Below are 18,695 nucleotides of genomic sequence, written 5' to 3'. Positions count from 1 at the left end.
AAGCTTGTTGTTATTCGTGTCGACTATAAGCATTATTAAAGGATTGGCGCATCAATGCGAATTGGTCAATCACAGTTTTTAAAAATTCTTCATCAAGCAAATCAAAAACACCATTTACACCACCGATGATATCCATTTCTGCAATTTTATAGGATTGCTCTAAATTACCCTGCTCAAACTTAATAATGAATTTTTGGTTCATGCCAAAAATTGAAATCTTGCAATCAGGATGGGGGAGTTCAGCTATTAGTCTCATGTAAATGTCTTGTTTTTAAATTTAGCATAAAAGTATAAAAAAAACGCCCAAATGCAATGCATTTGAGCGCTCAGGATTATGATATGATTAGAAAAAGGCTTTTTAGACGATACCTTGGGCTTTCATGGCGTTTGCGACTTTGATAAAGCCTCCAATATTGGCACCTTTTAAGTAATTTACAAATTCACTTCCCTTACCATATTTTAAACAGGTTTCGTGGATACTCTCCATAATGGTTTTTAAGCGATTGTCAACCTCTTCGGTACACCATTGTGTACGGATGGAGTTTTGGGACATTTCCAAACCGCTCACAGCAACACCACCAGCATTCGCTGCCTTACCTGGGGCGAAACTGATCTTTGCATCTAGAAATACTTTAATAGCTTCCGCTGTGGAAGGCATATTAGCACCTTCGGCTACACAGATACATCCGTTTGCCATAAGCATTTTGGCATCGGATTCATCCAATTCATTTTGCGTTGCACAAGGTAATGCAATATCGCATTTAAATTGCCAAGGCTTTTGGCCCGGGAAGAACTGGGCATTCGGGTATTTGGATGGATATTGATCCAAACTTCTTCCTAATGTCACTCCAAAGGCCATTTTTTCGGCATCAAAACCATCCGGATCATACAATGTTCCTAAACTGTTTGATACTGTGATCACTTTAGCACCGAGCTGTAATGCTTTTTCAACCGCGTAGAATGCTACGTTGCCTGCACCAGAAACAGTCGCTACTTTACCTTTCAATGATTTTCCCTGATGTTTGAAAATACAGTCAACAAAATACAATAAGCCATAACCTGTCGCCTCTGGACGTATATAAGAACCGCCCCACAACTCACCTTTACCGGTAAGAACTCCAGTAAAGTTGTTTTGCAAGCGTTTAAATTGACCGAATAAATAGCCTATTTCACGTCCTCCAACACCAATATCTCCGGCAGGAACATCGGTGTCAGCGCCAATATGACGATAAAGCTCGGTCATGAAACTCTGGCAAAAACGCATGATCTCATTATCCGATTTTCCTTTGGGATCAAAATCGGAGCCGCCTTTGCCGCCGCCAATCGGCAACCCGGTCAAACTATTTTTAAATACCTGTTCAAAAGCAAGAAATTTAAGGATGCTTTGGTTTACGGAAGGAGCGAAGCGAAGACCGCCCTTGTAAGGACCAATAGCACTGTTCATTTGAACACGGTATCCGCGATTAACTTGTACTTGATGGTTATCGTCCAACCAAGTTACCCGGAAAGATATAATACGCTCGGGTTCAGTAAGCCTTTCAAGAATCTTTTGTTCGAAAAATTCAGGATGGTGTTCTGTAATATAAGGAAATAGGTCCTCGGTAACTTCTTTTACAGCTTGCAAGAATTCTGGTTCATTTGGATTTCGTTTCTCAACGATCGAGATAAACTCGTTATAATTTTTTGACATGTTTAATTAGTAAAATTTCCCTTTGGCTGGCACTAATTTATGTATTTTTTAACGAATAACCAATATTTGTTAATTATTTACAAATAATAATCTATTCTAATGAAATTTAACTTTTTGATTTTTTATATGTAATTATAGAATTTCTGGCGAAGTGTGTGTGTAACAGTCCGTTTGCCGTATATTATTCGAATCTACAGGTATGTGAAAGAAAAAAATTCACTCTTGATAAAATAGCTGAAATTCTGGTATCTAATATGTTAAATATCTCATTATAACCGTTTATTTCTGGCAATTTTTTAATACAAGGCTGCGATTCTTAAATATAGTAATTCTTATATATTGATTAATTATAATTTATATTATGTTAAATAGATAGTTTTAAGTTACCCCTTTTGTTGTCTTAACCGCTCGCTACTGATGTCCATTATCATTTTCGCGATTATCTAAAACAAAAAGGAACTCAGCAATAGCTGAGTTCCTTAAAAAAATATTTAGGTTGAATATTTGCGATGAATACGATATTAATCGACAGCTTGAATCATTAAGGCGCCTACGGTTAAATTTGTCCTCGGATCAATAACGATGGCCTGAGAATTCTCGGAGTTTTCTTCCTGTAAATCGAATACGAGGTTTTCAGCAGATTTAATTGTGATTCGTCCAATGTCATTCAGCCTGATGATTTCATTGTACACTTTTTCCTGTGTATTGATGTCAAACTTATACAGCACATCAACGATCTTTATTTTGGTCAATTTACTGTGACTTTGTACAAGATATATTTGATCTGTGTCTAATGGTTTATTGTCAAACCAGCATACATTTGCCTGGATATTGCGTTCGAACTTTGGTGGATTTTCAACACTTGCTATGGTATCACCACGGCTGATGTCTACATCATCACTGAGATGGATAATGACCGACTGGCCATTTTCAGCCCGTTGAAGCTGCTGTCCATTGAATTCAATCGCTTTAACCGTGCTATATGTTTCTGCTGGATAAACAATGACTTGATCTCCAATCGTTAATCCTTCTCCTAATACCCGTCCCGCATATCCCCTATAGTCATGTAAATCATCCGTTTGCGGACGTACAACCCACTGGACAGGAAATCTCCAATTTGCCGCCTCATTTTCATGTATTTCCACGTGTTCGAGGTAATTCAACAGCGATTCACCTATATACCAAGGCATCCGTTCAGACTTATGGACAATATTATCCCCCTTCAATGCTGAAACTGGTATAAAATCAACATCTTTAAGCCCGAGGTTTACCGCCAACGCCAAATAGTCGCTTTTGATCTGCTCATAGATTGCTGCGCTGTAATCAACCATGTCCATCTTATTGACACAGACAAGTACTTGCTTCATTGCAAGTAATTTAGCAATAAAAGAATGGCGTTTTGTCTGTTCAATTACACCCTTTCTCGCGTCGATCAAGATGATGATCAAATCTGAGTTGGATGCGCCTGTGACCATATTCCTGGTATATTGAATATGTCCTGGAGCATCTGCTATAATATACTTTCTGTGATCTGTTTGAAAGTATTTATAAGCAACATCAATGGTAATTCCTTGCTCACGTTCGGCTTTAAGTCCATCCGTTAATATAGCCAGATCTACCGTACCGTCATCATTTTTGCGGTTCGCACGTTGTATCGCTTCCAGTTGGTCGTCCAGAATCGAGTTGGTATCGTATAATAATCGGCCGATTAGGGTGCTTTTACCATCATCTACAGAACCGGCTGTAATAAATTTCAATATATTCATTGTTGTCAATCTCAGGTATTTGATTTGAAATAGGGTTAAAAGTATCCTTGTTTTTTACGCTCTTCCATAGCAGCTTCAGATACTTTATCATCCATACGGGCTCCACGTTCACTCACGGTTGATGCTTTGATCTCAGCGATAATATCGTCCAGTTCTGTAGCGGTTGAATCCACTGCAGCAGTACAGGTCATGTCGCCAACCGTTCTGAAACGTACAGATTTCCGCTGAATAATTTCATCGGCGTCAATATTGAGAAATGGAGCCGCTGCCATCAACTGCCCATTACGCGTAATGACTTCCCGCTCATGACTGAAATAGATAGATGGCAAGGCAATTTGCTCACGCTTAATATAATTCCAAACATCCAATTCGGTCCAGTTGGAAATTGGGAAAACACGTACATTTTCACCTTTGTTTATCTTGCCGTTGAAAATGCTCCATAGTTCGGGTCGCTGTCTTTTGGGATCCCACTGGCCAAACTCGTCCCGTACAGAAAAGATACGTTCTTTAGCACGCGCTTTCTCTTCATCTCTACGTGCCCCTCCGATGCAAGCATCAAAACCATGCTTCGAAATCGTATCGAGTAACGTTACAGTCTGCAAAGCGTTACGGCTTGCATTTTTACCTTTCTGCTCAACCACTTTTCCTTGGTCAATACTATCCTGAACATAGCCGACAATGAGCTTCTCCCCGATGTCTTCAATCAATGAATCTCTGAAAGTAATGGTTTCGGGAAAATTGTGCCCTGTGTCGATATGAACCAATGGAAATGGAAATTTACCTGGTCTGAACGCTTTTTTTGCTAGGTGGACAAGCGTAATCGAGTCTTTACCACCCGAAAATAACAGTGCAGGCTTTTCAAATTGGCCAGCTACCTCCCTTAATATATATATTGCTTCCGCTTCTAAATGATCTAAATAGTCCATTCTCTGAAAATAATAAAATTTAAATTAATGAATTTGGGTTTAACTGTAGTTTTGTTAAGATTTAACAGCGTGCAAACCGCATTCTTTTTTACTTTGATCTTCCCACCACCATCGGCCGGCACGGAAATCTTCTCCCTCTTGTATCGCTCGGGTACAGGGCTGACAACCAATACTCGGAAAACCTTTGTCGTGTAATACATTGTATGGGATATAGTGTTCCTTACAGTACTTTTTTACCTCTTCAAAAGTCCAGTCAAACAAAGGATGTATTTTGATAATTTGGTTTACCTCATCGTATTCGATAAAGTCCATGTCATGTCTATTGGTAGACTGGTCCGAACGTATCCCTGTTATCCAAACTTTCTTTCCGCTGATTGCACGTTGCAGCGGCTCAATTTTTCTGATTCTACAACACTCTTTGCGGTTTTCTACCGATTCATAAAATGAATTTGGACCCTTCTTGCTGATAAAATCTTCCAATAACGTGTTATTAGGACTGTACGTTTTAATCTGCAATGGATAACGCTCCAGTGTACGGCTCCATAACGAATAGGTTTCCTTAAACAGTCGGCCAGTATCCAATGTGAATAGTTGAATATCCAGATTATTTTTACCGATCCACTCCGTGATGATCTGATCTTCTATACCGAAAGAGGTTGAGAAAATGACTTCCTTAGGAAACAATGAAGTCACGGTCTGCAGGAGCTCCACTCCTTTTTTATCTCCAATAATTTCTTTGAGTTCCTTAACGTTCATGACCTAATATATCTTTTGTATGCTCGTTCAACTTCTTTACTTTAAATTCGAAATCCCCTTTGAGCTGATCCCGATAAGTGCTCATGAGTGACAATGTTTCGTCTATTTCCTCCGGTAACAGGTCATTTAGCAACTCTTTGAGGCGCTTAGCTATCGTTGGTGACTTCCCGTTTGTGGAAATGGCGATTTTCAGATTTCCCTTTTTTACAATAGATCCGAGATAGAAGTCACACAATTCAGGTTTGTCTGCTGCATTAAACAATATATTCTGTTCGGATGTTAAACTGCGGAGTTGATCATTGAGTTCCATATTGTTGGTTGCTGCAATGACGAGCTGTTTGTTCATCATATCATCTGAGGCAAACGGGCGAACGTGTAGATCAATCTGCGGATACTTTTTTAATAACTCCGCAAATTCTGGGATAATTTCCATAGCTACAATGGTCAGATTCAATGTTTTGTCATTGGACGCCAAAGCTTCAAATTTCTCCAGTGCAACTTTTCCTCCCCCGACAAGCAGGGTGTGGATCTGATTAAGTTTAACGAATATGGGAAAGAGTTGGTTCATGACTACAATGCTAATGCTTTTTCTTTAATTTCATGAAATGAACGGTGTTTAGCGACAACATCACCGATTACGATGATGGCAGGAACTCCTACTCTTTTCTCTACCGATTCGTCAAGAATATTGTCTATCGTGCCAAGTACAACCTTTTCATTCGGTAACGAACCGTTTTGAATCAGTGCGATAGGTAAGCTATGTAGATTTCTTTCGCGGTAAATGGCTACGATTTCAGCCAGTTTACCATACCCCATCAAAATGACTACCGTAGCTTTGGATTCCGCGGCCAAATAAAGATCCGATGACAAAGAGCCGTCTGACTTTGAGCCCGTTATGACCCAGAAGCTATCACTAATTCCACGGTAAGTCAGCGGAAGTTGCTGCAATCCAGTTAGTCCAATGGCAGATGAGATCCCGGGAACAACTGCTGTTTCAATACCAAATTGCTGGATATAGTCAATTTCTTCCCCGCCACGACCGAAAACAAAGGGATCGCCACCTTTTAAGCGGACAACATGTCCATAATTTAACGCATAATCTACCAATAGACGATTTATTTCATCCTGCGAGGTTGATAGTTGTTCAGCACGTTTTCCAACATATATTTTGATACATGCTGTTTGTGCATAGTCCAGCAATTCATCATTTACCAACGCATCATACAAGATGACATCAGCTTTTTGTATGGCTTTGATTCCTTTCAGGCTGATCAATTCCGGATCGCCTGGTCCAGCTCCCACTAAAGTTACTTTTGCTTTTATTGACATTCTATTCCCTCCCTATACCAGTATCGGTGTTAAATTTTTACGTTGATAAACCTCATTGATAAACGTTGTAGCTTCTTTTAGGTATCCTGTTGCAAAGTGGTCGCTCGGTTCATTTTTACTGATCTGTAGTACCAATTCTGGAAAAGTTTTATCGAAACTGTATTCGCCTGTTTCCACAAAGTGAATTTGGAATTCGTTGATGACCGTGTTTTGGGTACTGGCACTGATTCCTTTATCCAACAATAGCGCCTTAGCAGCCTGTACAAAGGCGTTGTAAGCGTGGTAAATCGCATCAGAGAATTTTGACTCTTTAAATGTTTCATTTGCCCACTGCAATTTCTCTTCAGCCTCATAAATTAAGGTAGCAACCAAATCTATGACGACCCCCGCACACTCTCCTACACCGATAGCTGTCTGGAACGTTTCTTCGTGGCCCCAGTCTACAAATTCATCTGCAGCTAGGTTGGTAAGATCCGATAGCGGTTTCAGGAGATTGTAGAAGTAATTTTTGCCTTGTCTGTCATAATAGGCGTGAAAGTTTTCGTTTTCATCCGCATTTTTCTTGTAATCATTTAGCACCCACTCAACTACATGTAATACGCGCTTAGTAGGTACTTTAATGATACGTTCAGCAACTCGACCTTCACCATTACCGATGGTGCCGCCTCCTAGCATTACCTGTGCAGCCGGTACGACCTTACCTTCCGCCTTTACCGAACTCCCATGGAACCCAATATGCGCTAGACCATGTTGTCCGCAGGAATTCATACAGCCTGAAATCTTTATTTTTAGATCCCGATTAAAGACGAAATCCTGATGGAACTCTGCAATGTAGGATTCGATCACGCGTGCCATTTCCGTACTATTCGAGATACCAAGGTTACAGGTGTCGGTACCTGGACATGTTGTTACGTCTGCTGTACTGTCGTAACCTGCCTGGGCAAGATCTAAGGATTGAAGCAATTGATAGATATGCGGTAGGGATTTTGCCGTCGCATATTTTAATAATAAGCTTTGGTTTTGTGTGATGCGGATATCGTCTGCAATTAAATCTTTAAGTCCAGCGACGAATGCCCTGGCTTTATCCGTACCAATGTCGCCAGTGGAAACGCGGACATACACCCCGTAGTATCCTTTCTGTTTCTGTTCGAAGGTATTGGTGTTTTTCCAAACCTGATAATTTAAATCACTATCCAGGTCGAGGGATGACAATTGCTCGTCATTTGGCGCTGCAGGTTGCTCAATCTTATTTCGGTCGATTGGGTAGGTTTTTACCTTTGTTGCAATTTTTTCAGCTTCAATTAAATTGAGCACTTCTTCTAAGCCCAATTTCTGAATAAGGTATTTGAAACGGGCTTTATTACGATTATTTCTTTCGCCATAACGATCAAAGACACGAAGCGTGGCTTCTATATAAGGGATAAGTTCATCTTCCGGCAGGAATTCATTTGTCATAGATGCCAAGAAAGGCTGAGAACCCAGTCCGCCCCCCAACAGCACTTTGAAACCACGTGTTTCAACACCATCAACAAATTTTAATTTTGGAATAAAACCAAGGTCATGAATATAGGAAAACGCGCTATCTTCATCACTAGCAGAAAATGACATTTTGAATTTCCGGCCCATTTCCGCACATACGGGATTGCGCAAAAAATATTCAAAAGTTGCCTGAGCATACGGTGAAACATCAAAAGGTTCTTTAGGATCGATGCCCGAACTTGGCGAAGCTGTGACATTGCGCACGGTATTTCCACATGCTTCCCGTAATGTTATGTCATCTTCAGCTAACTTTGCCCAAAGCTCGGGAGTGCGATCTAAACTTACATAATGTATCTGTATATCTTGGCGTGTTGTAAGGTGCAAATTGCTGCTTGCATATTCATCTGATATTGCTGCAATTTTAAGCAATTGCTTGAACGTAACTTTTCCAAATGGGAGTTTTATACGAACCATTTGTACTCCAGGTTGTCGTTGTCCATATACCCCCCGAGCTAAACGCAACGATCTAAATTTCTCGTCTGCTATCTTGCCTTCGTGGAACAATCGAATTTTTTTCTCAAGTTCGATAATCTCCTTTTCCACGACTGGGTTTTCTAATTCTGTACGAAAGCTTTGCATAAAACTAATAAAATCTATTGATTTGGTATTCTTTTCTCGATGTCAAATGTAAAAATATTTTTTTAATATTCTATAATATCTACCAAATTAATATATATTTGCCCTATAAAATTTAATATACAAAACCTGTAGACTATTAGGTGTAACGATGAGAAAGTGTTTTATTGTACTTGTTTTAAGCGTTTTAATCATATTGAAATTGACTTCCTGTGCGCCTGAAGTGAAGAATGGATATACGAGAGAGCATGGTTTTGAAGGTAATATTTCGCTATCAGGGGCTTTTGCGCTATACCCTTTGGCTGTAGTATGGAGCGAAGATTTTAAAAAAATACATCCGAATGTTCGATTTAATATTTCTGCCGGTGGCGCCGGCAAGGGCATTGCCGATGTCCTTACTGGAATGGTTGATATTGGGATGGTGTCGAGAGATCTGCATGAGCAGGAAGTAAAAAAAGGAGCTGTTCCAATTATTGTGGCAAAAGATGCTGTTATATGTACAATCAATCCAGCCAACCCTAATTATCCTGCTATCTTGAGGCGTGGTTTGAGCCGTGAAGAACTGTTGGACATTTTTGTGAATAAAAAGTTCAAGACGTGGAAAGAAATTGATCCACGTTTTACGGCGGATCCTATCCATGTGTATGTACGATCAGATGCTGCAGGGGCAGCTGAAACCTGGGCTAAATTTTTGGGAAATAAGCAAGAGGATCTGCAAGGAATAGGAATTTTTGGTGATCCTGGGATTGCTCAAGCGATTAAAGACGATATACATGGTATCGGTTTCAATAATATTAATTATGTCTACAATCTTAAAACTAACAAGGTTTTTGACCGTATAGCTGTTGTTCCTTTAGATATTGATGAAAATGGACGTATCGATGAAAATGAACAGTTTTACGGTACACTACCTGAATTAACGGAGGCCGTAGCCACGGGCAAATATCCGGCTCCGCCTTCAAGGGAGTTAACCTTTGTAACGCGAAACAAGACCGAATCCCTTCTTTTGAAGGAGTTTATTTCTTTTGTGCTTCAGAAAAATGCACAGTCGCAGCTGCTTGAAAATGGTTATGTTCCACTAAATGAAACACTGGTAAAAGAAGAACTTAATAAGTTATAGCATGCTAAATACTCGTCTCGTAAAAGATATCCTCGTTAAGCGGACCACTTTACTCCTGTTGCTACTATCACTCTCAGTAGTGGTAATTATAGCGGTTGGTTTGACGGTCAAATCAATTCCTTTATTTGAATACAGTGATATTTTTCAGCTGTTAGCGGGCAAGCTGTGGTCACCAATGAAAGGGTCTTTTGGCTTTTTGCCATTTATAGCCGGTACGCTTGCTGTTACTTTGATCTCGCTAGTAATTGCAATCCCATTGTGCATATTAACTGCTGTGTACCTAACAGAGTATGCGTCTGATGCGTTGAAAAACATGATGCTTCCATTGGTCAATATCTTAGCTGCAATTCCACCTGTTCTTTATGGAGTCTGGGGTGTGTTGTTTATCGTGCCGCTGATTCAGCTGTACATTGCACCGATTTTTGGTGTTGTGACCTCTGGATATTCAGTGCTTGCTGGGGGCATTGTATTGGCTGTGATGATCTTCCCTATCATGATCTCCATTATGGTGGAGGTTCTTCAAACCATTCCTTATGATCTGAAGGCTGCCTCACTATCTTTGGGAGCAACGAAATGGGATACCATCAAACACGTTATACTCAAAAAAGCTAGACCGGGCATTGTTGCTGCCATCGTTTTGTCTACATCCAGAGCTTTTGGTGAAACGATAGCGGTATTAATGGTCTGTGGAAATGTTGCAAAGGTGCCGACTTCGATATTTGATGCGGGGTATCCTATCCCTGCGTTAATTGCCAATAATTTCGGAGAGATGATGTCAATCCCACTTTATGAGTCAGCTCTGATGTTCTCAGCGCTGCTTTTATTTGTGATCATATTTATTTTTAATTTAATTTCCCGTCTCATATTAAGACGACTGGAAGGAGGTCAGCATGGATAATACCAGAAGACGGTTACTGAGCGAAAAAGTAGCGAAAGTTTTTATGCACCTTTCGGGTATAACGGTAACAGCTTCGCTGTTTTTTATAGTCGGCACGATATTGTATAAGGGACTTCCCTATCTCAATTGGGAAATGGTCAGTCAGTTACCAAAAGGTGGGTTTTACATCGGAAAGGAAGGTGGTATTTTGAATGCGATATTGGGTTCGATGTACTTGGCTGGTGTTTCAACTGCGCTGTCTGCGCTGATCGGGATTCCGATTTCGTTATATCTGAATATCTATTTGGGAACGAACTCCAAAATAACACAGTTTTCGAAATTACTGTTCGATGTATTGTATGGCGTTCCTTCGATTGTCTATGGTGCTGTAGGTTTCGGAATTATGGTCTATTTGGGTATTCGGGCTTCCCTATTGGGAGGTATTATTACAGTAACGCTACTGACTATTCCAATTGTGGTACGTACTGTGGACGAGTTGATCAAGACCATTCCAGAAGACCTGAAAAACGTTACCCTTTCATTGGGTACCACCCGCTGGGAATTGGCTAAGGTGATGCTGAGAAGTGTTCGTACCGGCCTACTTACAGCTGTTTTACTAGCCTTTGGTCGTGCCATCGGTGACGTGGCGGGAGTTTTATTGACTACTGGTTTTAGCGATAATCTCCCTAAATATATCGATGAGCCGGCGGCAACATTACCTTTATCTATATTTTTTCAATTAAGTAGCCCTATCCCCGAAGTACAGGGTCGGGCGTATGCCTCAGCTTTAGTTTTAACAATCATTATCTTAATTATTGTAGTATGCACTCATATCCTTCAATCGAAACAAAAGAATCGCCGATAGTAAATCCCTTGATAGATCCGCATATTGAAATTAAGGATCTTAACGTGTATATTGACGGACGTCATATACTGAAAAATATCAACCTTGCATTGCCAAACAATAGTGTAACTTCCATTATTGGACCATCGGGATGTGGGAAAACAACGCTTTTAAAAACACTAAATAGGTTGGTAGACGATACTAAGGGGGTTGAAATAACAGGTTCCGTTCTGGTTAACGGCGAGGATATCTATGGTAAGAATGCCGAAGTAACGCATATCAGGAAGAAGATGGGGTTGCTTTCACAGAAACCTTATCCATTGCCAATGTCCATTTACGATAATGTCGCCTATGGTCCACGAATACATGGTACCCGAAGTAAGAAAGAGCTGGATAAGATTGTCGAAACTCAATTGCGTAATGTTGCTTTATGGGACGAGGTAAAGGATCGTTTAAGTCACTCCGCTAGTGGATTGTCTATTGGCCAGCAGCAAAGGCTCTGTTTGGCGAGAGGTCTCGCTGTAGAACCTGAAATTATCCTTGGGGATGAATCCACATCTGCTTTGGATCCATTGTCGACTGCTAAAATTGAAGAACTACTCATCGAGCTGAAGAAAGATTATACTATCGTCTTGGTGACGCACATCCTACGGCAGGCGCGACGGGTATCAGACTATATACTTTTTGTCTATGATGGTGAAGTTCTTGAGTTTGGGCCAACAGAACAGGTTTTGTTAAATCCCCAAAATGAAATTACAAAACAGTACGTGAAAGGATTTATTTCCTAAATGTAGTGAATATATTAGCAGGATGAATGATGCGGGATCGTTCTAACTAAAAGATGAATGATCCCGCATTTTATTTTGCCACAGTATCAGTGTAACTATAAATCCTTATTTTAGCTGAAAAAGATCATCTATTCCCAATATTTTCTTTGATGTAAATCCTTCGGCATATTTCGCCTGGATATAGCGTCCAAATTCGCGTGCCCTCGCAGCTGTTGATTCCATGAAATCGGGATTGGAAATATAGGTCTGCGGTTCATCCGGGTTCACATTTTCTCCGGTATAAAATTGAGTTTTATAGGCGAGTACAGATTTTTCTTTAATAGGATAATAATCCGTTATATCAATGACAACATCAGGTTTGATATAGTAGTCCTGTACAAATTGGAGTACCAATCGGGGGCGGTAAGCTTCTTGAATAAGATTGTCCTGGTCGAGCGTTTCCACCCTCCTTAAGCCCGCGAGAAAACAGGCTTCATTGACCATTTGCCCAGCTCTTCCATGGTCTGGGTGGCGATCAGTAATGGCGTTTGTAATGACTATTTCCGGCTGATATTTCCGGATAGCTTTTATAACCGCCATTTTTTCCATTTCGGCATTTTCAAAAAAACCATCTCTCAGTCCAAGATTCTCTCTAACGGTTAATCCTAAAATTTCTGCGGCATCTTTTGCCTCCTGAGATCGGGTCTCTGCTGTGCCGCGCGTACCAAGCTCACCTTGAGTCAAGTCAACAATTCCTACTTTTTTTCCTTCAGCAACATATTTTGCCATCACACCCCCGGCGCCTAGTTCAGCATCATCCGGATGGACAGCAATGACAAGTAGATCTAATTTTAGCATATAAATAATCCTCTATTTAATTTAACTTCCCTTCTTATCGTAAATCATTCCGTTTAACCGATGAGTGGTCTTGGCAATTTAGAATATGCTATAGGAAGCAGCTGCAAAGGTAAGCAGTTTAAAGATTACTCTTGTAAAAGACGTTCAATATTGCGGCAAATTTTACTTGATAATGGCGAAGTAATTGGATAATAGAAGTCTATGACTTCTCCTTTCCTATTTATCAGGTATTTGTGAAAATTCCACAAAGGTTTACTGTTGATATTTCCGTTTTGCTCTTTATTGGAAAGAAAACTGTACAGGGGGGATGTATATTCACCAATAACATGGCTTCGTTTAAAGACAGGGAAACTCACCTGTTGATTGATTCTGCAGAATGTTTCTAGCGTGCCACCAGTTAATGGTTCCTGATTCCGAAAATTATTTGCTGGAAATGCCAAGATCTCGAAGCCTTGATCTTTGTACTTTTGATAGAGTTTTTCGAGCGATTTAAACTGTCTGGTCAATAGACATTGACTAGCGGTATTGACGATGAGCAGTACTTTCCCTTCAAAATCTGCTAGCGATCTTTTTTTACCGTTAAACTGGAGTGCATCGAAGTCGTATACTGTTTTCATCTGGTTTTCGTTTAAGTGTTCACATAACAGGCTGTGTTCTCGACTTTTCGAATTCCCTAATAATATTTTCAATGGCAAAGTCTTCTTTAGGGTCATAAGTCGACTTTAAGTTGTGCCCAAATATTTTTGCAACTCCTTGGTAGAAAAATGCGGAAAGCCCGCCCTTCATTTCTTTTACCATTTCGTAGCCGGTATGTCCGGTATAGCGATCGATCAACTTAATGAGTATTTTGCCTTGAGAAACCGTCATATTTTTGATTTCTCTATCAAACATCTGTTTGACATCGTTTTCACATTTCTCCACTAGGGCTTTTTGTTCTTTTTTGTCCGCCGTCAACGCAAGTTCTCTATCCAGTTGATCATATCTTTTTTGCGCATATATTGCATAAGGCAGAACCTTTAGGACATTTCTTCTAAAGCGAAGATATTCTCTGCGCGCTTCTTCACTCGACCAAGTTCTTTTGGCTATAACGGTGACCGTTGGGATAGGAAACCACGGCAGCACTTCTCCATTTGGCAATGTTGTTGTCAGATAGCTGTTTACGGTCTCCTGAGCTCCTTCTCCATAAAGAGGCAGCGTAAGCGACTGAGACTGTGCCCTGCTGGACAAAGGCCCTGTTAGAAAAAGTAAACACAACAAAATTGTCTTCATCTGGGCAATTATATAACGCTTTTTAATTTGTCAATGCTATAATATTTTGGTAGATTTATTACAAAATAAGTTAGCTTGAAAATAGTGTTCAAGAATACATTAACTAAATTACACAAATTTACTCAAAAAACATCATTTACCAGTAACGTTTATGAAAGATTATGTGATTGATATTGAAGCAGAAAACAAAGAGATAAGGAAACGTTACCGAGCATTGTTACGCGCTTGTAAACCTACTTTACAGCGTGGGGACAAGCAGGAGATCCGGAAGGCATTTGACTTAGCATTGGATAGCCATAAGGAAATGCGACGCAAATCAGGAGAGCCTTATATCTATCACCCAATTGCTGTTGCCCAGATTGCCGCCGAAGAGATTGGTTTAGGGACAACATCTATAGTATGCGCGTTGCTCCACGATGTAGTTGAAGATACCAATGTAACATTGGATGAAATTGAAGAAATGTTTGGTAAAAAAGTTCGTCGGATTATCGATGGACTGACTAAAATTTCGGGAATTTTTGATCCAAATAGTTCCATGCAGGCGGAGAATTTTAGAAAAATGCTGCTCACGCTTGCAGACGATGTTCGTGTCATTCTTATCAAATTAGCGGATAGGCTGCACAATATGCGCACGATGGAATTTATGGCTCGGGATAAGCAGCTGAAGATTGCTTCGGAAACGAGTTACCTTTATGCGCCATTAGCCCATCGTTTGGGGCTTTACGCAATAAAATCTGAGTTGGAAGATCTCTCGATGAAATATACCGATCCGGATACTTATAAATTTATCGCACGAAAACTCAATGAGAAAAAAGCGGAGCGTGAGCGGTTTATAGGTGATTTTATCGATCCCATCAAAGAGATATTGGAGGAACAGGGAATCAAAGCTTCGGTATTTGGCCGCCCCAAATCAATTCATTCCATATGGAATAAGATGCGGAAAAAATCGATTCCTTTTGAAGAAGTTTATGACCTGTTTGCTATACGTATTGTTATCGATGCTGTAGATGAGAAGGAAAAGACGGAGTGCTGGAAGGTCTACTCGATCGTCACCGATTTGTATCGTCCTAATCCCGACCGGCTTAGGGATTGGATTTCCTCGCCGAAAGGAAATGGTTATGAGTCATTGCATACCACCGTCATGGGGCCTCGAGGGCAGTGGGTGGAAGTTCAGATTCGTACTAAACGAATGAATGAAATTGCCGAAAAGGGGTTTGCAGCACATTGGAAGTACAAAGAATCAAATTCTGATTCCGGTTTGGATCAATGGATCAAAAAGGTACGCGATGTATTAAGCAGCCCAGATCAGAATGCAATGGATTTTGTGGATGATTTTAAAATGAATCTGTTCTCGGATGAGATTTTTATCTTCACTCCGAAAGGAACATTGATACAACTACCCAACAATGCCACGGCTTTAGATTTTGCATTTGAAATTCACTCAGATATTGGGGCAAGCTGTATTGGCGCTAAAGTAAACCACAAGCTGGTTCCTTTGAGTCATATTCTACAAAATGGGGATCAGGTCGAGATTATTACATCGAGCAAGCAATCTCCTAAGGAGGATTGGTTAAATTTTGTCGTAACTGCAAAAGCCAAATCCAAAATTAGGTCTTCATTAAAAGAAGAAAAGAGAAGAGTTGCGGAAGATGGAAAAGAGATATTGGAACGAAAGTTAAAATCACTCAAAGTGACGTATAACACGGAGAATATTAACAAAATTGCCAATTTTCTCAAGTATCCCAGTTCACAAGATCTGTTCTACAATGTGGCCAAGGGAATAGTCGATATGAGGCAATTACGCGAGTATGTTGCGCATGAAAAGGCCGTTGAGGTCAATACAAATAGCTCTTCTGGAAATCAATTTAACGCACATATCGGCGGATTAGTCGAAAAGATCAATAAGAAGGAGTTCGATACGATTTTGATTGGTGATGATATGCAGAAAGTCGATTATACTTTAGCACCGTGTTGCAACCCTATTCCCGGTGATGATATCTTTGGATTTTTAACGGTTAATGACGGAATAAAGATTCACCGTACGAGCTGTCCAAATGCTTCAAAATTGATGGCAAATTATGGCTACAGAATTTTAAAAGCGCGATGGGCCTCCACAAAGGATTCTGCATTTTTGACTGGTTTGCATATTGTTGGTATCGATGATGTTGGATTGGTAAATAAACTAACAACTGTGATTTCCCAAGAATTTACGGTCAATATCCGATCATTGTCGATTTCAAGTAATGATGGCATTTTTGATGGTAATATTATGGTGTATGTGAATGATACTGCTCAACTTGAAAGTTTAATGAGAAATTTAAAGCAAGTTAGAGGAATAACAGGTGTTAATCGGTATGAATCGGAAAGCTAGTCTTTAGCATTTGGATTCAAAATCGCTTTTAAGCGGCTACCTTGCCCCTATTTTTAATAGCGGAAATATCAATCCTAATTGGTAAATTTGTACAAGAATATTTTTACTATGAATCAAGCTGAAAATTTTGCAACTGTAAAAAAAATCTTCGAGGCCTACTTAGAGAACAAAAATCTAAGAAAAACACCAGAGCGCTATGCGATCTTGGAAGAGATTTATTCACGTACCGACCATTTTGATGTAGAGTCTTTATATATCCATATGAAGAACAAAAAATACCGTGTCAGTCGTGCTACAGTTTATAATACCCTAGAACTTTTGGTGTCTTGCGATCTGGTTACAAAGCACCAGTTTGGCCGGAACATGGCGCAATTTGAAAAATCTTATGGTTTCAAACAGCACGATCATGTGATCTGCATTGAGTGCAATAAGGTGGTTGAGTTTTGTGATCCCCGTATCAACCAAATTCAGAGTCTGATGGGAGATCTTTTAAAATTTGACATTAAGCACCACTCGCTCAATTTGTATGGCGTGTGTCAAGACTGTCAACTTAAGAACAAAAAAGAAGAGGCTGTAGTGCACACAGCTATTTCAAATTAATCTTATATTTTCTTAAATATAATAGTACATTTGTTCAGGAATGTTCAGGAGAAAAATTCCTGAACATTTTATTTTTAAATAGGGTCTATTTTTATTAATAACATTTAATTACTATACTTTAAAAGCTATGCAAGTTGATGTGCTTTTGGGCTTACAATGGGGTGACGAGGGTAAAGGTAAAATCGTAGACGTATTTTGTCCGAAATACGATTTGATCGCTCGTTTCCAAGGCGGCCCTAACGCCGGACACACGTTGGAATTCGATAACAAGAAATTCGTACTCAACACAATTCCATCTGGTATCTTCAATGAAGGTACACTAAATCTTATAGGTAATGGTGTCGTTATCGATCCGATTATCTTAAAAAGAGAGTTAGACAATCTAAAGACAGCTGGTTTTGATCCGGTGGGTAAAGGCAATTTGGTTTTAGCGCGCAAAGCACACCTTATTCTGCCGACACACCAATTATTGGATGCTGCCTCAGAATCAAATATGGGTGCAGGTAAAATTGGATCTACGCTAAAAGGTATTGGGCCAACTTATATGGATAAAACCGGTAGAAACGGTTTACGTGTAGGTGATACAACGCTTCCAGATTTTCAGGAGCGTTACCAGAAGTTGAAAGAAAAACATCTTAATATTCTTTCACATTATGGTGATATACCAGATTTTAGTGAGAAAGAGAAAGCATTTTTAGATGCTATCGAATTCATTAAGTCAATTCCACATGTGGATTCAGAACATTTGGTGAATCAATATTTGAAAGAAGGTAAACGCGTGTTGGCTGAGGGAGCGCAAGGCACACTTTTGGATGTTGATTTCGGTTCTTACCCTTTTGTTACTTCCTCTAACACCACTACAGCAGGAGCTTGTACAGGACTTGGTATTGCGCCAAATAAAATTGGTAAAGTATACGGTATCTTTAAAGCCTATGCTACTCGTGTGGGTGGCGGTCCCTTCCCTACTGAACTTCATGATGAGACTGGTGAGAAATTACGTCAACTGGGGCATGAATTTGGAGCGACTACAGGCCGTGCCCGTCGTACTGGTTGGATTGATATTCCAGCTTTGAAGTATGCGATTATGTTGAATGGCGTTACAGACCTGATTATGATGAAGGCTGATGTATTAGATACTTTCGATAAAATCTACGCCTGTACGCACTACAAATATAACGGTGAAGTGATTGATTATATGCCTTATGAAATTATCACACATCAAGCGGAGCCTATTTTGGAAGAAATTGACGGCTGGAAACAAGATTTGACCGGTATTACATCTGAACAGGAAATACCTGAAGCATTAAAAAATTATATTTCTTATTTAGAGAAAGCTCTTGAAGTGCCTATTACAATCCTATCGGTAGGCCCTGATCGTAAACAAACATTAGCTTTATCGAAATAAAC

18 protein-coding genes are annotated in these 18,695 nt (G+C 39.9%); 7 read left to right on the top strand and 11 right to left on the bottom strand.

All coding sequences use genetic code 11. The features are described from left to right. Positions 1–10: 10 nt before the first annotated feature. The 8 genes from B3139_RS12320 to B3139_RS12285 form a co-directional block, all read right to left on the bottom strand. A complete protein-coding gene (locus B3139_RS12320; RefSeq protein WP_293883495.1) occupies positions 11–256 on the bottom strand; it encodes a hypothetical protein in 246 nt (81 codons plus the stop codon). A gap of 102 nt (positions 257–358) precedes the next feature. Beyond that, positions 359–1,690, bottom strand: coding sequence for an NADP-specific glutamate dehydrogenase (gdhA, locus tag B3139_RS12315; protein WP_293883493.1), 1,332 nt, complete (start codon positions 1,688–1,690; stop codon positions 359–361). A gap of 521 nt (positions 1,691–2,211) precedes the next feature. Then, the gene (locus tag B3139_RS12310) at positions 2,212–3,456 is read right to left on the bottom strand and encodes a sulfate adenylyltransferase subunit 1 (RefSeq protein ID WP_209580669.1); all 1,245 of its coding nucleotides are present in this window, start codon (positions 3,454–3,456) and stop codon (positions 2,212–2,214) included. A gap of 35 nt (positions 3,457–3,491) precedes the next feature. Then, entirely contained in the window at positions 3,492–4,382 is an 891-nt protein-coding gene (cysD, locus tag B3139_RS12305; RefSeq protein ID WP_293883490.1) for a sulfate adenylyltransferase subunit CysD, read from the bottom strand. A gap of 54 nt (positions 4,383–4,436) precedes the next feature. Beyond that, a complete protein-coding gene (locus B3139_RS12300; protein WP_293883488.1) occupies positions 4,437–5,138 on the bottom strand; it encodes a phosphoadenylyl-sulfate reductase in 702 nt (233 codons plus the stop codon). Further along, a complete protein-coding gene (locus tag B3139_RS12295; protein ID WP_293883486.1) occupies positions 5,128–5,706 on the bottom strand; it encodes a precorrin-2 dehydrogenase/sirohydrochlorin ferrochelatase family protein in 579 nt (192 codons plus the stop codon). Before B3139_RS12295 ends, B3139_RS12300 begins: the two co-directional genes overlap by 11 nt. 2 nt (positions 5,707–5,708) lie before the next feature. Then, complete coding sequence (gene cobA / locus B3139_RS12290; RefSeq protein WP_293883484.1) at positions 5,709–6,467, bottom strand: uroporphyrinogen-III C-methyltransferase; 759 nt, start codon at positions 6,465–6,467, stop codon at positions 5,709–5,711. Between the two features lie 12 nt (positions 6,468–6,479). Next, complete coding sequence (locus tag B3139_RS12285; protein ID WP_293883482.1) at positions 6,480–8,585, bottom strand: HEPN domain-containing protein; 2,106 nt, start codon at positions 8,583–8,585, stop codon at positions 6,480–6,482. 148 nt (positions 8,586–8,733) lie between these two features. On the opposite strand from B3139_RS12285, the gene B3139_RS12280 reads away from it, so the two are divergent. The 4 genes from B3139_RS12280 to B3139_RS12265 are packed head-to-tail and all read left to right on the top strand — an operon-like array spanning position 8,734 to position 12,211. Next, positions 8,734–9,702: a PstS family phosphate ABC transporter substrate-binding protein gene (locus B3139_RS12280; protein ID WP_293883480.1), complete on the top strand. Its 969-nt coding sequence runs from the start codon at positions 8,734–8,736 to the stop codon at positions 9,700–9,702. 1 nt (position 9,703) lies between these two features. Beyond that, a complete protein-coding gene (pstC, locus tag B3139_RS12275; protein WP_293883478.1) occupies positions 9,704–10,600 on the top strand; it encodes a phosphate ABC transporter permease subunit PstC in 897 nt (298 codons plus the stop codon). Further along, positions 10,593–11,444 carry a PstA family ABC transporter permease gene (locus B3139_RS12270; protein ID WP_293883476.1) on the top strand — a complete coding sequence of 284 codons (852 nt, stop codon included), beginning with the start codon at positions 10,593–10,595 and terminating at the stop codon, positions 11,442–11,444. Before pstC ends, B3139_RS12270 begins: the two co-directional genes overlap by 8 nt. Then, positions 11,402–12,211 carry a phosphate ABC transporter ATP-binding protein gene (locus B3139_RS12265; RefSeq protein WP_209580682.1) on the top strand — a complete coding sequence of 270 codons (810 nt, stop codon included), beginning with the start codon at positions 11,402–11,404 and terminating at the stop codon, positions 12,209–12,211. The genes B3139_RS12270 and B3139_RS12265 overlap by 43 nt, the downstream gene beginning before the upstream one ends. 105 nt (positions 12,212–12,316) lie before the next feature. Here B3139_RS12265 and bshB1 read toward each other — a convergent pair whose 3' ends face one another. The 3 genes from bshB1 to B3139_RS12250 form a co-directional block, all read right to left on the bottom strand. Next, positions 12,317–13,048, bottom strand: a complete 732-nt coding sequence (gene bshB1, locus B3139_RS12260) for a bacillithiol biosynthesis deacetylase BshB1 (RefSeq protein ID WP_293883473.1) — start codon at positions 13,046–13,048, stop codon at positions 12,317–12,319. 125 nt (positions 13,049–13,173) lie between these two features. Then, positions 13,174–13,665 carry a glutathione peroxidase gene (locus B3139_RS12255; protein ID WP_209580686.1) on the bottom strand — a complete coding sequence of 164 codons (492 nt, stop codon included), beginning with the start codon at positions 13,663–13,665 and terminating at the stop codon, positions 13,174–13,176. A 19-nt stretch (positions 13,666–13,684) separates the two neighbouring features. Continuing rightward, complete coding sequence (locus B3139_RS12250; RefSeq protein ID WP_293883471.1) at positions 13,685–14,317, bottom strand: DUF4294 domain-containing protein; 633 nt, start codon at positions 14,315–14,317, stop codon at positions 13,685–13,687. A 151-nt stretch (positions 14,318–14,468) separates the two neighbouring features. Between B3139_RS12250 and B3139_RS12245 the strand changes: the two genes are divergently transcribed. From B3139_RS12245 to B3139_RS12235, 3 genes are all read left to right on the top strand, one after another. Next, the gene (locus B3139_RS12245; protein WP_293883469.1) at positions 14,469–16,688 is read left to right on the top strand and encodes a RelA/SpoT family protein; all 2,220 of its coding nucleotides are present in this window, start codon (positions 14,469–14,471) and stop codon (positions 16,686–16,688) included. Positions 16,689–16,796: 108 nt separating this feature from the next. Then, positions 16,797–17,288 (top strand): Fur family transcriptional regulator, encoded by a 492-nt coding sequence (locus B3139_RS12240; protein WP_209580691.1) that lies wholly within the window; start codon positions 16,797–16,799, stop codon positions 17,286–17,288. Between the two features lie 127 nt (positions 17,289–17,415). After that, positions 17,416–18,693 carry an adenylosuccinate synthase gene (locus tag B3139_RS12235; RefSeq protein WP_209580692.1) on the top strand — a complete coding sequence of 426 codons (1,278 nt, stop codon included), beginning with the start codon at positions 17,416–17,418 and terminating at the stop codon, positions 18,691–18,693. The last annotated feature ends 2 nt before the right edge of the window (positions 18,694–18,695 follow it).

Source organism: Sphingobacterium sp. UBA1498 (assembly GCF_002325125.1).
In the GTDB taxonomy this organism is placed as follows: Bacteria; Bacteroidota; Bacteroidia; order Sphingobacteriales; family Sphingobacteriaceae; genus Sphingobacterium.
Note: the sequence above shows the minus strand (reverse complement) of the source record. Positions and strands in the feature narration are given on the sequence as shown.

Excerpts from the sequence above, each read along its gene's own strand:
- B3139_RS12320 (WP_293883495.1), bottom strand. The coding sequence starts at position 256 with ATGAGACTAATAGCTGAACTCCCCCATCCTGATTGCAAGATTTCAATT.
- gdhA (WP_293883493.1), bottom strand. The coding sequence starts at position 1,690 with ATGTCAAAAAATTATAACGAGTTTATCTCGATCGTTGAGAAACGAAAT.
- B3139_RS12310 (WP_209580669.1), bottom strand. The coding sequence starts at position 3,456 with ATGAATATATTGAAATTTATTACAGCCGGTTCTGTAGATGATGGTAAA.
- cysD (WP_293883490.1), bottom strand. The coding sequence starts at position 4,382 with ATGGACTATTTAGATCATTTAGAAGCGGAAGCAATATATATATTAAGG.
- B3139_RS12300 (WP_293883488.1), bottom strand. The coding sequence starts at position 5,138 with ATGAACGTTAAGGAACTCAAAGAAATTATTGGAGATAAAAAAGGAGTG.
- B3139_RS12295 (WP_293883486.1), bottom strand. The coding sequence starts at position 5,706 with ATGAACCAACTCTTTCCCATATTCGTTAAACTTAATCAGATCCACACC.
- cobA (WP_293883484.1), bottom strand. The coding sequence starts at position 6,467 with ATGTCAATAAAAGCAAAAGTAACTTTAGTGGGAGCTGGACCAGGCGAT.
- B3139_RS12285 (WP_293883482.1), bottom strand. The coding sequence starts at position 8,585 with ATGCAAAGCTTTCGTACAGAATTAGAAAACCCAGTCGTGGAAAAGGAG.
- B3139_RS12280 (WP_293883480.1), top strand. The coding sequence starts at position 8,734 with ATGAGAAAGTGTTTTATTGTACTTGTTTTAAGCGTTTTAATCATATTG.
- pstC (WP_293883478.1), top strand. The coding sequence starts at position 9,704 with ATGCTAAATACTCGTCTCGTAAAAGATATCCTCGTTAAGCGGACCACT.
- B3139_RS12270 (WP_293883476.1), top strand. The coding sequence starts at position 10,593 with ATGGATAATACCAGAAGACGGTTACTGAGCGAAAAAGTAGCGAAAGTT.
- B3139_RS12265 (WP_209580682.1), top strand. The coding sequence starts at position 11,402 with ATGCACTCATATCCTTCAATCGAAACAAAAGAATCGCCGATAGTAAAT.
- bshB1 (WP_293883473.1), bottom strand. The coding sequence starts at position 13,048 with ATGCTAAAATTAGATCTACTTGTCATTGCTGTCCATCCGGATGATGCT.
- B3139_RS12255 (WP_209580686.1), bottom strand. The coding sequence starts at position 13,665 with ATGAAAACAGTATACGACTTCGATGCACTCCAGTTTAACGGTAAAAAA.
- B3139_RS12250 (WP_293883471.1), bottom strand. The coding sequence starts at position 14,317 with ATGAAGACAATTTTGTTGTGTTTACTTTTTCTAACAGGGCCTTTGTCC.
- B3139_RS12245 (WP_293883469.1), top strand. The coding sequence starts at position 14,469 with ATGAAAGATTATGTGATTGATATTGAAGCAGAAAACAAAGAGATAAGG.
- B3139_RS12240 (WP_209580691.1), top strand. The coding sequence starts at position 16,797 with ATGAATCAAGCTGAAAATTTTGCAACTGTAAAAAAAATCTTCGAGGCC.
- B3139_RS12235 (WP_209580692.1), top strand. The coding sequence starts at position 17,416 with ATGCAAGTTGATGTGCTTTTGGGCTTACAATGGGGTGACGAGGGTAAA.